Genomic DNA, 11,612 nt, shown 5'->3' on the forward strand with positions numbered 1-11,612 from the left:
CAGCCGTCGGCGCAGGCACGGGAGGGGGAGTCGGGAGTGATCGGCGCGGTTGCGGGGAAGACGGGCCGGCCGGAGCCGTGGAACGGGCGGCCCTACGCGCGAGCGATGGACTCGCGGCAGGGAGACCTCTCGCTCAGGGACGGGGAAGGCTGGCTCCTCCCCCTGGAAGTGATGCGGTGGACCGGACCGCCGGACGTGGGGGACGAGACGGTACTGGCACGGTGTGAGGGCGGGGTGCTGGACATCGGGTGCGGGGCGGGCCGCCTCGTGGAAGCCCTGGCCCGGCGGGGGAGCGAGGTACTGGGCATCGATGTGTGCACCTCGGCCGTGATTTCCACGGTGTGCAGGGGTGGCCCCGCGCGCAGCGGCTCGGTGTTCGACCCGCTGCCGGCGGAAGGCAGCTGGGGCACGGCGCTGCTCATCGACGGGAACATCGGCATCGGCGGTGACCCAGGCCTGCTCCTGCGGCGGATCGGTGATCTCGTGTGCGACCGGGGGCTGCTGATCGTGGAGGTGTCCGCGACGGAGGTGAACGAACGCCGGCGGGTGCGTCTGTACGCCGGGCAACGGGCGGTGAGCCCGGTGTTCTCGTGGGCTGCCGTGGGTGCGTCCGCGCTGGAACGGCTCGCCCGGGAGTCCGGCTGGTCGGTCACCGAGCGGTGGACCGGCCCCCGGGGCGGGCGTCACTTCGTGGCTTTGCGCGCGCGGGCCTGAGCACGGATCCGTCTGCGCCGGGGCCGCAGCCGCACCCACGTCCCGATCAGGAAGGCGGCGGCGGAGCCGATGAACAGGCCGGCGGTGATGAGGAGCCATCGGGTGAGGAACCCGTCGGAGGGCAGGGCGGTGTAGGCGGTGTAGTGCCCACCCTGCTGCAGGATCAGCGGCCACCACACCAGGAGCAGCAGACCGGAGATGAAACCCGGGACGCGCAGGTGGTTGATGCTCGGCCTCGGCGTGCTCCCACCGGAAGGGTGCGGCCCGGGAAGCAGCCGCTGGGCCGCCCGGTCGGTGAGCGAATACAAGGGGAGCAGGAGCAGGTCGTGCACGAGCGCGGCCCCCACGAACCAGATCGCCACGCCCAGGGTGTCACCGTTCAGGAGCCTGATCCCGGCGTACACGGCGAGCGCGAAGGAGGCCAGGACGAGGAGCAGGTGGAGCGGGGAGGCACCGTAGCGGTGGCGGAAGGCCGAAGCCGCGCCGCGGGCGGAACGGGCGGAACCGGCGGTCCGGGGGGTCATACGGGCTCTCCGAAGGTGAGGCGGGTGACCCACTTGGTGTTGTGGACGCCCGGAGCGGCCGGGATGATCACGCGTGCCGGGTAGCCGTGGTCCGGGGACAGATCGGCGCCGTTGACCCGCATCGCGAGGAGCGAGCGGTGGTCACGGGCCTGGTTCGGCGCGAGGACCACGGAGGAGAACGAACCTCCGCGCTGCACCGACTCGACCAGGACCTGGGGGGTGCCGGTGCCGAGCCCGACGAGGGCGGCGAGGTCGCTGAGTCGTACGCCCGACCACTGCTGGTCGGGCGTGGACCATCCCTCCACGCAGGCGATCGGAAGGGCCGCCTCGCTCTGGGGCAGGGCGAGGAGCATCTCGCGTGTCAGTACCATCTGCCGGCCGCCGCCGCGCACGGTCAGCCGCCAGGCGGGGCCGATGTCGCCGGGCCGGATCCCGCTGGACGCGGCCGTCTTGTTGATCTGGAAGCCGTTCGGTCCCGTACCGGGGTCGCGGCCGTGCGGGGCCAGCAGGGCGGTCTGTCGCCACCAGCCGCCGATGCTCTGCCCGGCGGTCACGAAGAGGAGTGCGAAGGAGCCGGATCCGACCATGGCGAGCGCCCCGCGGCGGGAGATCGTCGGACGGGCCGGACGTGGCGAGACCAGCCCGGCGGCCTCTTGGGAGCCGGATGCGGGCTGGTGGTTCCCGCCGGCCCGGACCGCACGCACGGCGCGGGGAAGACGGAACGCGACGTGGACGACGAACGCGCCGATGAAGATCCAGGAGCTGTAGAAGTGCAGGGTGTAGAAGGAGCCCGGGAAGATGTAGTCGAGCTGGATGTTGAGGATGCCGGTCACGAAGGTGAAGCCGGCGCCGCCCACCAGCAGCAGGAGCGAGAGGCGCTCCAGGGCGTGCGCGGCGGATCTTACGGGTGGCCACTCGAACAGCTTCGGGATCACCGACCACAGCTTGGCCAGCAGGACCGGTACGAGGGCCACGCCCAGCACGGTGTGCACGCCCTGGGTGAGCCGGTAGAGCCAGTGGGGAGAGGTCGGCCAGGTGAAGAGGTAGAACCCGAGCCACCCCTTGTCCGGCGTCTGGTCGTTGCGCGCGGCGAGGTCGGGGTCGTAGGCCGCGTACGAGAGCAGGCCCGTGATGAACAGGAGGGTGATCCCGGCCAGGAGGGCCAGTCCGAACACCCCGGTCAGCCAGGGGCCGCGCAGGGGGCTCCGCCAGAACTCCGGCCGGGCGGGGCCGGGCGGTGGGCCCGCCGCCCGGGCCCGTTCCGCCCTGGCCCGCAGCCGCTCGGTGGCCGAGGGCCGAGGTGGCGGTGCGGGCCTCGGGTCAGCGGAGCCGCGCACTGGCTCCCCGTCGGGCCCGTGCTGCCTGGCGCCGTGCGCGTCCATGTCGGGCACCTCCATAGATATCGGGGTTATCGGGCGTTTGTGCCCGGGAAAACATCCCGCACCCCCCTGTCGAACCCCTCACCTGACACGCGGCGCAGTCCTTACGGCTGCCGGGGCGCGGTCTCGCGCCCGCGGGCGGCGCTCGCCCTGTTCCGTGCACGGAACGACCTGGACCGACGGCCGATGAAGGGGTACGACTGGTGACTTTCTGTGAGGATCGAGGGCCTCGGCGGTGAGCCGTCCCATAGGACCCAGGTCACATACGAAGCGGGGTAGTAGGCGGTGAAGGCCCGGCGTGTCCGCTCCTCGGCCGCTTTCGTGCCGGGTTCGCGGGGCCTCTCCTGCGAGGGGGTGTAGTAGGCGGGGTCTTTGCCAGGCGGTCGGGGCGTCGGTAGAACTGGATGGGTCGCCGGGCGGCACGGGTGCTTCACCCGCCGCCCAGGATCCCCTCTGCTTCTGCGTGAGTGGTTCACGCACGTCTTCGGCGTGCCCGCGACGGTCCTTGTCCCCTTCGGAAGGTTCCTCCGTGTCCAACGCAGTCATCCGCCGCATCGCCGCTTCGAAGAAGACCCTCGCGGGTACCGTCCTCGCCCTGGGTGTCGCCGGTTCGATGCTGGCCACGGTTCCCGCGCAGGCCGCCCCGATGAACGCCAAGGCGATCGCGCAGCAGATGATCAAGGACCCGGCGCAGTTCGCGGCCTTCGACAAGATCGTCTCTCACGAGAGCGGCTGGGACTTCACCGCGACGAACGCCTCCTCGGGCGCCTACGGCCTGGTCCAGGCCCTGCCGGCCTCGAAGATGGCCTCGGCGGGCTCGGACTGGAAGTCCAACCCGGCCACCCAGATCAAGTGGGGCCTGGACTACATGAACTCCCGCTACGGCAGCCCCGTCGGCGCCTGGAACTTCTGGCAGAACAACCACTGGTACTAAACCGCCGGTGGCCGGCGGACAGCGGACCGCGGACATCCGAAAACGCCCGGCAGGGACCACCCCGCCGGGCGTTTTCGCATGCCCGCGGCCGACGAGTGTGCGAGCCCCCCGTCAGGCCCCTCCGAGCCAGCTCGTGGCGTCCAGCCGGTAGGCGGTTTCGGCCGGTACGACGGTGCGCAGCGCGTCCTCCATGTCCCGTACGCGATCGGCGCCGAGGGTCGTGGCCCACTGGGCCCGCAGTTCGTCGAAGATCGCGGCTGAGCGTGCCAGGGCGTCGAAGCCGCGCGGGGTGAGGCGGACGAGCTTGCGGCGGGCGTCCGCGGGGTCGTCGGTGCGTTCGGCGTAGCCGACGGCGAGGAGGCGGTCCACGGTCTTGCCCGCGGCCTGCTTGGAAACGCCGAGCCGGCGCCCGATGTCGCTCGCCGTCGCCCCTCGTGGCCCGATGGCCTGCATGGCGAAGCCGTACGCGGGCCGCAGGTCGGGGTGCCCCTCGGCAGCGAGGCGGGCGTGCAGTCGATCGATCAGGGTGCGAAAGCCGGCGAAGAGGAGGAGCGGGAGCTCGAATCCCGGCCCATCGCCCTTGCCATCATCGACAACCTGGTTTACGTTTTTCTCCTCGGCATGGTCAACCATGTTGTCCATGCTAATCCACTCGTCCACCCCGTCTGGAGCTCCGCATGCCCAACGATCTGACTGCCCGCACCGCCAACGCCGTCGCCCTGCTGAAGGTCTCCCCGCACACCCTCGACGGCTTCCTCAAGCTGAGCGAGATCTTCGAGTCCACCACCCTGGACCCCCACTCCCGCGAAACCGTGATCCTGACCGTCGCCGCCCGCAACCAGTGCCACCTGTGCGTGGACATGCACGAGGCGAAGCTCACCGCTCTGGGTCCTGCCCCGGACCCGGAACGACTCCTGGCCGTAAGGGAGTTCACCCTCCAGGTGCTCGCGTCGTCGGGGGCGGTGAGCGACGAGGACCTGGGGCGGTTCCAGGAGTCCGGCTACACGCGCCAGAACGCCTTGGAGGTGGTCCTGGGCATCGGCACGTACACGGTCTCGACGTTCGCGAACCGGCTCACGCGAGCCGTCTGACGGAAACGGACGGCGTTCGCACGTACGGGCGTCCATACGGGTGAGGCGGGAATAGACGCCGCCGGGCGGGGACTTTGCATTGACCATGAACACCACCTCGTACGACCCGCGCGCACTGCTCGCGGAAAGCCGCCTCGGTGTCCTCGCGACGATCAAGGCGGACGGCCGTCCGCAGCTCTCACCCGTCATGCCCTTCTACGACCGGGCCGCCGACGTCCTCTACGTCTCGATGACCGAGGGCCGCGCCAAGACGACGAACCTGCGCCGCGATCCCCGCGCCGCCCTGGAGGTCACCCGGCCCGACGGCTGGGCCTGGGCCACCGCCGAGGGGACCGTCACCCTGACGGGGCCCGGGACCGACCCGCAGGGCTCCGAGGTCGAGGCGCTGGTGCGGTACTACCGGGCCGCGGCCGGAGAGCACCCGGACTGGCACGAGTACCGGGCGGCGATGGTGGCCGAACGCCGGGTGCTGATGACGATGACGGTCGACCACGTGTACGGCGACAGGATCCGCTGACGGCGCGCGTACGGGGTGCCGCGCTCCGTGCGGGCGGCCGGCGTCCGTCAGGGCCGCCCGGGCCCGCGATAGGGCAGCGTCTGGCCGTAGACGACGCTGGTGGTCGTACTTCCGAAGCCGGCCAGTTCGTCCATGAGGGTCTCCAGCTGCTCCATGGAGGTCGCGGCCACCTTCAGGGTGTAACAGTCGTCGCCGGTGGTGCGCAGGCACTCCAGGATCTCCCGTCGCTCCGCGAGCAGCCGGTGCAACGGCTGGTGGCGGTTGCCCGGGTACTTCAGCCGGACGACGGCGAGCACGGGGTAGCCGACCTTGCCCAGATCGACCACGGCGCGGTATCCGGTGATGACGCCCGCCGCCTCCAGCTGCCGCACCCGTTCGGTTGTGGCCGACGAGCCGAGACTCACGCGCCGCCCCAACTCGCTGAGGGAGATGCGCGCGTCCCGTTGCAGCTCGTCGATGATCGCCCAGTCGATGTCATCAAGGTTCCCGGTCATATCGCGACCCTACCGGGAAACTTCCGGAAGAACGGCAGTCCGACCAGGAGAACCGTCTTCCGGATTCCTTGATCGCCGAGATAGCCTCCGTCCATGCAACTTGGCGTGAACGTACCGAACTTCGGGCCTGGGACCGACCCCGGCGTGCTGCGCGAGTGGGCACGGATCGTGGAGGAGCTCGGCTTCGACCTCCTCATGGTGTCGGATCACGTGGCCGTCACCCCGGACGTGGCCGCGCGCTATCCCGCACCCTTCTACGAGCCGTTCACCACCCTGTCGTGGCTGGCCGGCATCACCACCAGGGTGCGGCTGGGTACGACGGTGCTCGTACTGCCCTACCGGCACCCGCTGTTGGTGGCACGGATGGCCACCAACCTCAACCAGCTCAGCGGCGGCAGGCTCGTGCTCGGTGTGGGAGTGGGCTGGGCCCGTCAGGAATTCGACGCGCTCGGTGTTGCGTTCACCGCGCGCGGCAGGCTCACCGATGAACACCTCGTCGCCCTGCGCAAGGCCTGGCGCGAGGAGGTCGACCAGCACACCGCCCCGATTCCCGTCTGGGTCGGCGGCAACAGCGAGGCGGGGATCCGGCGGGCCATCAGGTTCGGTGATGCCTGGCATCCGCTGCGGGGCACCCTTCCCTGGATGCGTTCGGTCCTGGCGAACCACTCGCTGCCGGCGTTCGCACCCCGCATCGCCCTTCGGCTGACCACCGCACCGATCACCGACCCCGAGCGGCTCGCGGGGACCGGCACCCTCGATCAGATCCTCGACGACCTCGACCAACTCCACGACCTCGGGGCCGACACCGTCGTGCTCGACCCCTACCACGGAGATCCGGAGTCGACCCGCCGGCCCCACGAGGCCTGGCAGGCGCTCACCGCCGTGGCCGCACACCGGAGGACACTCTCATGATCACCACTGCCGACGAGGCACTCCTGCGGCGGGCGATCGCCATCGCGGCCCACGCCATCACCCTGGGCGACGCGCCGTACGGCTCCCTGCTGGCCGGTCCGGACGGCACGATCCTCGCCGAAGCCCACAACACGGTGCGACGCGACAACGACATCAGCGCCCACCCGGAACTCAAACTCTCCCGCTGGGCGGCGCGCGAACTCGACGGGCATACGGCCGCACGCACCACCCTGTACACCAGCTGCGAGCCGTGCGGCATGTGCGCCGGTGGAATCGTCCGCTCCGGACTCGGCCGTGTCGTCTACGCACTCTCCACCGCACAACTCGTCGAGCTCAACCCGGAGTCGGGCGCCTGGCCGACGGCGGCGCAGGACGGCCCGGCCCTGTTCGACGAGGCGCGCGTTCCCATCGTCGACTACTACCGGCGATAGCGGTGCGGCCGGGGGCTTGGGCCGGGTCGTCGCCGGGGCCTCCCGTCGTGGTGCCCGGCGGCGACGGCGGCGCTGGAGGTTCGGGCGTTCGTCCACCCCTTGCGACGTAGGCTCCGTCCACCTCGGGCCGTATGCCGTCGAACTCCCCGCGGCACCCGCCCCCGGTGTCCGGCGGGGCGTGCGGAGCGGGACTCGTCCCTCCCGGCAGCGGTACACCGATCTGGTGACAGTCTCCGACCGAGTGGTGCCGGCGGACGGTGTCGGGAGGGCGGAATGCCGGCTTCCAGGTTCTCGGCATGCTACAGATATGTGGCAATAGTCCGAAAACAGGAGGTATCTGATAATGCGTACACGTCTTCTCCGCATGGCGGCTGTGCTGGGCACGGCCGCGCTCCTGGCCCTCGGCGGAGCTGCGGTGGCCAGCGCGGACGGAGTGGGGAACTCGGGTATCGGGAATTCGGGTGTGGGCAACGCGGGTATCGCCAACAAGGGCGTCGGCAACGCCGGCATCGCCAACTGGGGCCTGGGCAACGCAGGTTTCGCCAACTCGGGCATCGGCAGCGCCGGCATCGGCAACTCGGGGATCGGCAGCGCCGGCATCGGCAACTAGGAACGCCGTACGCGCCGCCCGGCCCGTGAGGCGCGAGTGGCGGATGCCCGGGCGGCGCTGACGGGCGCAGGGCGTTTCGTGGCCGGTGCCCCGGCCGCTCGTCCAGGCGGGCGGCCACGGCGCATGGGCGCGGCGCCCCCCTCCGGCAGCACATGCGAGCCTGCCCCGGGGGTGGGAGAAGTGGGCGGGCCTCGGTGCCCCTCTCGGGCGTGCGGCGCCGGTGCGGCGGGGCTGTGGCCGGATGCCGAATGGGGGCGGGGGAGGCACCATGTCAGTACGGGAGGCAGTGCGTCCCGAGTGCTGGACGAAGAGGTGAGCACCAAGGCGGGCCGTCGAGAGGCCGGGGGCCACCTACCGTGACCGGCACGCCTCCGATGAGGCCAATGCCCCGGCGCGCGGCACCGGAGCCCGGAGCCATTCAAGGGCGGCCGGCCCGTGACTCCCTTCCCATGCTCGTAGGACGCCGTGCCCCGCGCGATTCCCGAAGCCCCCGGAGCGGCGAAGGCCGGACCCGGGGGTGCCGCCCAGGCGGAGGGGTGAAATGACCAATCAGACGTACCTCGCCTACGACTTCCCGCTGCTGAGCGTCTTGTGGACCATGCTGGCGTTCGCCCTGTGGGTCTTGTGGTTCTTCCTGCTCTTCAAGATCATCTTCGACATCTTCCGCGATGACGACCTGAGCGGCTGGGGCAAGGCGGGCTGGCTGGCCTTCGTCGTCCTGCTGCCGTTCCTCGGCGTCTTCGTCTACCTCATCGCCCGGGGCAAGGGCATGGGCCGCCGCGAACTGGAACAGGCACGCGAGCAACGGCAGCAGATGGACGCCTACGTCCGCGAGACGGCCGCCGGCCGGCCCAGCGCCGCCGAGGAACTCGCCAAGCTGTCCGCGATGCGTGACCGAGGCGACATCACCGACGAGGACTTCCAACGGGCCAAGGAACTGGTCCTCACCGACTACGCCCCGCAAGCCCCCACACCCCCCGCACCCCCCACCGCCCCACCTCCTGGTGACGGCGGTCCGAGCTGACCGCAGGGAGAGGGGAAGGGATGGGTGGGGCCGACGGAGGTATTCGAGGTCGATCACATGTCTGCGGCAGGCTCCGCCTACCTGCATCCGCTGGCCAAGGCCACCCAGGTCAAGCACATTCTCGGAGCCGGCGCCTATGCGGCAAGAGCGGCCGAACTCGTCGCCGGCGACGATCGGAGCGCGGGTGTCAAAAACCTTGAGCAGATGGTGCATCGCGCGACACCAGTCGTCGTTGACGTGCTCAAGCGCTTTCCGGCGGCGCCGAGCGGCGGCGGACGTGTTGGTGAGTTGATCCGCATGCTGGACTCCGACCTTCGTTCTCTCACCGTCGCCGAGTGACTTTCAGCCTTCTTCAGGTGCGCTCGTCGATCGAGGTTGCAAGTCCGGCCTCAGGCCCAGGGGCCGGTCGCCATCGACACCAACGACCCTCGGCCGAATGGGTGGCGGGAGCCGTCGGACTGAATGAACCCCGAGATCAAATTCTGGTGGCATGTGGGCCCACCTCGGCACTGCCCGAGGTGGAGGGACGTGGATCGAGGCCGTCCAGGAGGACGGTGAGGTAGGCGTTGGTGAGGCCGGGCGAGGTCGGTTCGGCGCGGGCGACTGCCAGGGCGGTTGCGCCGATGAGGGCGGTGGTGACCGCGGGGTCGATGTCGGCGCGGACCCGCCCGTCGCGGCGGGCGCCGTCGATCATTTCCTCGACGGCACCGACCAGGCCGGCGCGCAGTGCGGTGGTGGCGGGCAGGTCGAGACCGGTGAGCTGGTCGTTGATGGCGTGGTGTGCGGTCTGGAAGCCGATCAGCTCGCGCAGAAAGGTGCGTAGGGCCTCGTAGGGCGTGGCCGTGGCGAGCAGATCGCGGGCGCGTTGGACGACGGGTTCGAGCAGCCGGGCGACAGCCGTGTCCAGCAGGGCGTCCTTGCCGCCGAAGGCGCGCACGACGGTGGCGGCGCCCAGTCCGGCGCGCTTGGCGATGGCCTCGACGGTCAGGGACGCCCCCGGTTCGGCCAGCAGCGCCATGGCGGCGTCCAGTGCGAGGTCCCGGTTGCGCACGGCATCGGCGCGGCGCTTCGGCGCCGGAGTGGGGCTCGGCTGCTTCGAGGACATTGACAACTGAAATGGTCCTTCCACATAGTTATCTGGAACGCGTGTTTCAGATAAGTCTACCGGGGAGTCTCCATGAACGAGCGGGTCCTGATCGTCGGAGCCGGAATCGCCGGACTCACCCTGGCCCATTGGCTGGCCCGGCACGGCCGGCGACCCACCGTCGTCGAGCGCGCCCCCGAGCCGCGCACCGGCGGCAACGGGGTGGACGTGCGCGACGGCGCGGTCACCGTGGCCGAGCGGATGGGTCTCATGGACCGCATCCGTGAACTGGCCACCGACGTGGACGGCATCAAGTTCGTCGACGCCGCCGACCGCGCCGTCGCCCGGATCGGGACCCGCGACAACGCTTCGGTCGAGGTCATGCGGGGCGACCTGGTCGCGCTGCTGCACACGGTGACCGATGACGTGGAGACCCTGTTCGGCGACTCGATACGGGCCCTGGAGCAGGACGACCGAGGCGTGACGGTCACTTTCGAGCACGCGCCCGCCCGCCGCTTCGACCTCGTGATCGGCGCCGACGGAATGCACTCCGGCCTGCGGCGGCTCGCCTTCGGCCCCGAGGAGCGGTTCGTCCGGCACATGGACCACTACTTCGCCTTCGCCGACGCCGACGGCACGCTGGGCGAGGACCGCTGGGTGACGATGTTCAACACCCCCGGCAAGATGGCCGGAATCTATCGGTCGGGCAACCATGCCCAGGCCAAGGCGTACTTCATCTTCCGCTCCGAGCGGCTGGACCACGACCACCGTGACGTCGCAGAGCACAAGAGGCTGGTCACCGAGGCATTCGCCGACCAGCCGTGGCAGCCCACGCGGGGCCTGCTGGAAGCGGCCCTGGCCGACCCCGAGTTCTACTTCGACGCCCTCGGTCAGGTCAGGATGGACTCCTGGTCCAACGGCCGCATCGCACTGGTCGGTGACGCGGCCTGGTGCGCCTCCCCGGCCTCGGGCGCCGGCGCCGAACTGGCCCTGGTCGGTGCGTACCGGCTGGCGGGGGAGCTGGCCGCGGCGGGCGGCGATCACAGGGCCGCCTTCGCCCGCTACGAGGCGGTCCACCGGCCTCTCGTCGAGCGCAAGCAGCGGATCGGCCCCAACGTGCGCCTCATGGTGCCCAGGACCGAGGGCGGCCGGTGGGTGCGTGACGTGCTGGCCCGGCTGCCCCTCATGAAGGCCGCCGGAGCGATCGAGCGCCGCCTGCAGTCCCGCGCCGCCGATCCCCTGCCCGTCCACCACCGCACCGCCTGAGACGGGACACGCCGTAGGGTGGCCGAAACGAGGGAAGGGACGGGGTCCCGGACATCACCGGGCGTCCGGGTGAGGCGCTCGCACCGGACGGGACGCCCGCGAAGTCGGGCACGAGGGGGACGCGGTGGAGCGACGGAAGGTGATCGGGATCGGGGTCGGGGCTGCGCTGGCGGTTCCACCCGCCTGGTGGGGCTTGCGCCAGGTGGCGAGCGGGGCCGAGGAGGACTGGCACACCGATACCGCGCCGCTGGAGCGGGCATTCCCGCTGCTGGGCCCGCTCACCGGTGCCAAGTGGGTGAGCAGCCGTGACAACGACCGGGACCTGCCGTCGCCGGAGCTGGTGATCTCGGGATTCGCCACGCTGGCACCGGGGAAGCGTGCCGAGCTGACGGCGGCCCACGCCTTCGTCTCCGAAGGGCCGGCCGATGACTTCTCCTCGTGGTTCGAGAAACCGCTCAAGGGCGAGGGGCCGGAGGACCCGCAGTGGATCCGGTCGCCCGAGCTCGACCGTGACGACAGCGGCCACACCACCCACCTGTGGTTCGACCGTCGCAGCGACACCGTCCGCTTCCGGGCACTCAACCCGTACGGCTAGCACGACACCCCCGCCTCCTGTGTCCTGGAGGCGGGGG

At 70.8% G+C, this 11,612-nt stretch carries 16 protein-coding genes; 11 read left to right on the forward strand and 5 right to left on the reverse strand.

Annotation, left to right across the window (positions count from 1 at the left end; all coding sequences use genetic code 11):
- Window positions 1-105: 105 nt before the first annotated feature.
- Window positions 106-714, forward strand: a complete 609-nt coding sequence (locus OG295_RS35500) for a methyltransferase domain-containing protein (RefSeq protein WP_371680771.1) — start codon at window positions 106-108, stop codon at window positions 712-714.
- Here the strand turns inward: OG295_RS35500 and OG295_RS35505 are convergent.
- Together OG295_RS35505 and OG295_RS35510 are read right to left on the reverse strand one after the other, a co-directional pair.
- Complete coding sequence (locus OG295_RS35505) at window positions 684-1,238, reverse strand: hypothetical protein (RefSeq protein ID WP_371680772.1); 555 nt, start codon at window positions 1,236-1,238, stop codon at window positions 684-686. The two genes, OG295_RS35500 and OG295_RS35505, sit on opposite strands and share 31 nt — an antisense overlap.
- Window positions 1,235-2,620 carry a molybdopterin-dependent oxidoreductase gene (locus tag OG295_RS35510; RefSeq protein WP_371680773.1) on the reverse strand — a complete coding sequence of 462 codons (1,386 nt, stop codon included), beginning with the start codon at window positions 2,618-2,620 and terminating at the stop codon, window positions 1,235-1,237. Before OG295_RS35510 ends, OG295_RS35505 begins: the two co-directional genes overlap by 4 nt.
- A gap of 526 nt (window positions 2,621-3,146) precedes the next feature.
- On the opposite strand from OG295_RS35510, the gene OG295_RS35515 reads away from it, so the two are divergent.
- The gene (locus tag OG295_RS35515; protein WP_100661137.1) at window positions 3,147-3,551 is read left to right on the forward strand and encodes a transglycosylase SLT domain-containing protein; all 405 of its coding nucleotides are present in this window, start codon (window positions 3,147-3,149) and stop codon (window positions 3,549-3,551) included.
- Window positions 3,552-3,662: 111 nt separating this feature from the next.
- Here the strand turns inward: OG295_RS35515 and OG295_RS35520 are convergent, their stop codons facing one another.
- Complete coding sequence (locus OG295_RS35520; RefSeq protein ID WP_371680774.1) at window positions 3,663-4,184, reverse strand: MarR family winged helix-turn-helix transcriptional regulator; 522 nt, start codon at window positions 4,182-4,184, stop codon at window positions 3,663-3,665.
- A 44-nt stretch (window positions 4,185-4,228) separates the two neighbouring features.
- Here OG295_RS35520 and OG295_RS35525 point away from each other — a divergent pair, with 44 nt between their 5' ends.
- Window positions 4,229-4,642 carry a carboxymuconolactone decarboxylase family protein gene (locus OG295_RS35525; RefSeq protein WP_371680775.1) on the forward strand — a complete coding sequence of 138 codons (414 nt, stop codon included), beginning with the start codon at window positions 4,229-4,231 and terminating at the stop codon, window positions 4,640-4,642.
- A gap of 85 nt (window positions 4,643-4,727) precedes the next feature.
- Window positions 4,728-5,159 carry a PPOX class F420-dependent oxidoreductase gene (locus OG295_RS35530; RefSeq protein WP_371680777.1) on the forward strand — a complete coding sequence of 144 codons (432 nt, stop codon included), beginning with the start codon at window positions 4,728-4,730 and terminating at the stop codon, window positions 5,157-5,159.
- A 47-nt stretch (window positions 5,160-5,206) separates the two neighbouring features.
- Here the strand turns inward: OG295_RS35530 and OG295_RS35535 are convergent, their stop codons facing one another.
- Window positions 5,207-5,653: an Lrp/AsnC family transcriptional regulator gene (locus OG295_RS35535; RefSeq protein WP_371680778.1), complete on the reverse strand. Its 447-nt coding sequence runs from the start codon at window positions 5,651-5,653 to the stop codon at window positions 5,207-5,209.
- 93 nt (window positions 5,654-5,746) lie between these two features.
- Here OG295_RS35535 and OG295_RS35540 point away from each other — a divergent pair, with 93 nt between their 5' ends.
- From OG295_RS35540 to OG295_RS35560, 5 genes are all read left to right on the forward strand, one after another.
- Window positions 5,747-6,565 (forward strand): LLM class flavin-dependent oxidoreductase, encoded by an 819-nt coding sequence (locus OG295_RS35540; protein ID WP_371680779.1) that lies wholly within the window; start codon window positions 5,747-5,749, stop codon window positions 6,563-6,565.
- On the forward strand, window positions 6,562-6,996 hold the full coding sequence (locus OG295_RS35545) for a nucleoside deaminase (RefSeq protein WP_371680780.1): 435 nt from the start codon (window positions 6,562-6,564) through the stop codon (window positions 6,994-6,996). The genes OG295_RS35540 and OG295_RS35545 overlap by 4 nt, the downstream gene beginning before the upstream one ends.
- A gap of 343 nt (window positions 6,997-7,339) precedes the next feature.
- Window positions 7,340-7,606, forward strand: coding sequence for a hypothetical protein (locus OG295_RS35550; RefSeq protein ID WP_371680781.1), 267 nt, complete (start codon window positions 7,340-7,342; stop codon window positions 7,604-7,606).
- A gap of 541 nt (window positions 7,607-8,147) precedes the next feature.
- A complete protein-coding gene (locus OG295_RS35555; protein ID WP_371680783.1) occupies window positions 8,148-8,630 on the forward strand; it encodes an SHOCT domain-containing protein in 483 nt (160 codons plus the stop codon).
- 24 nt (window positions 8,631-8,654) lie between these two features.
- Window positions 8,655-8,969 (forward strand): hypothetical protein, encoded by a 315-nt coding sequence (locus OG295_RS35560; protein ID WP_371680784.1) that lies wholly within the window; start codon window positions 8,655-8,657, stop codon window positions 8,967-8,969.
- A 136-nt stretch (window positions 8,970-9,105) separates the two neighbouring features.
- On the opposite strand, the gene OG295_RS35565 is transcribed toward OG295_RS35560, so the two are convergent.
- The gene (locus OG295_RS35565; protein WP_371680786.1) at window positions 9,106-9,735 is read right to left on the reverse strand and encodes a TetR/AcrR family transcriptional regulator; all 630 of its coding nucleotides are present in this window, start codon (window positions 9,733-9,735) and stop codon (window positions 9,106-9,108) included.
- A 72-nt stretch (window positions 9,736-9,807) separates the two neighbouring features.
- On the opposite strand from OG295_RS35565, the gene OG295_RS35570 reads away from it, so the two are divergent.
- Together OG295_RS35570 and OG295_RS35575 are read left to right on the forward strand one after the other, a co-directional pair.
- Window positions 9,808-10,980: an FAD-dependent oxidoreductase gene (locus tag OG295_RS35570; RefSeq protein WP_371680787.1), complete on the forward strand. Its 1,173-nt coding sequence runs from the start codon at window positions 9,808-9,810 to the stop codon at window positions 10,978-10,980.
- 124 nt (window positions 10,981-11,104) lie between these two features.
- Window positions 11,105-11,575 carry a hypothetical protein gene (locus OG295_RS35575; RefSeq protein ID WP_371680788.1) on the forward strand — a complete coding sequence of 157 codons (471 nt, stop codon included), beginning with the start codon at window positions 11,105-11,107 and terminating at the stop codon, window positions 11,573-11,575.
- Window positions 11,576-11,612 lie beyond the last annotated feature (37 nt).

It is taken from the genome of Streptomyces sp. NBC_01276 (genome assembly GCF_041435355.1).
In the GTDB taxonomy this organism is placed as follows: Bacteria; Actinomycetota; Actinomycetes; order Streptomycetales; family Streptomycetaceae; genus Streptomyces.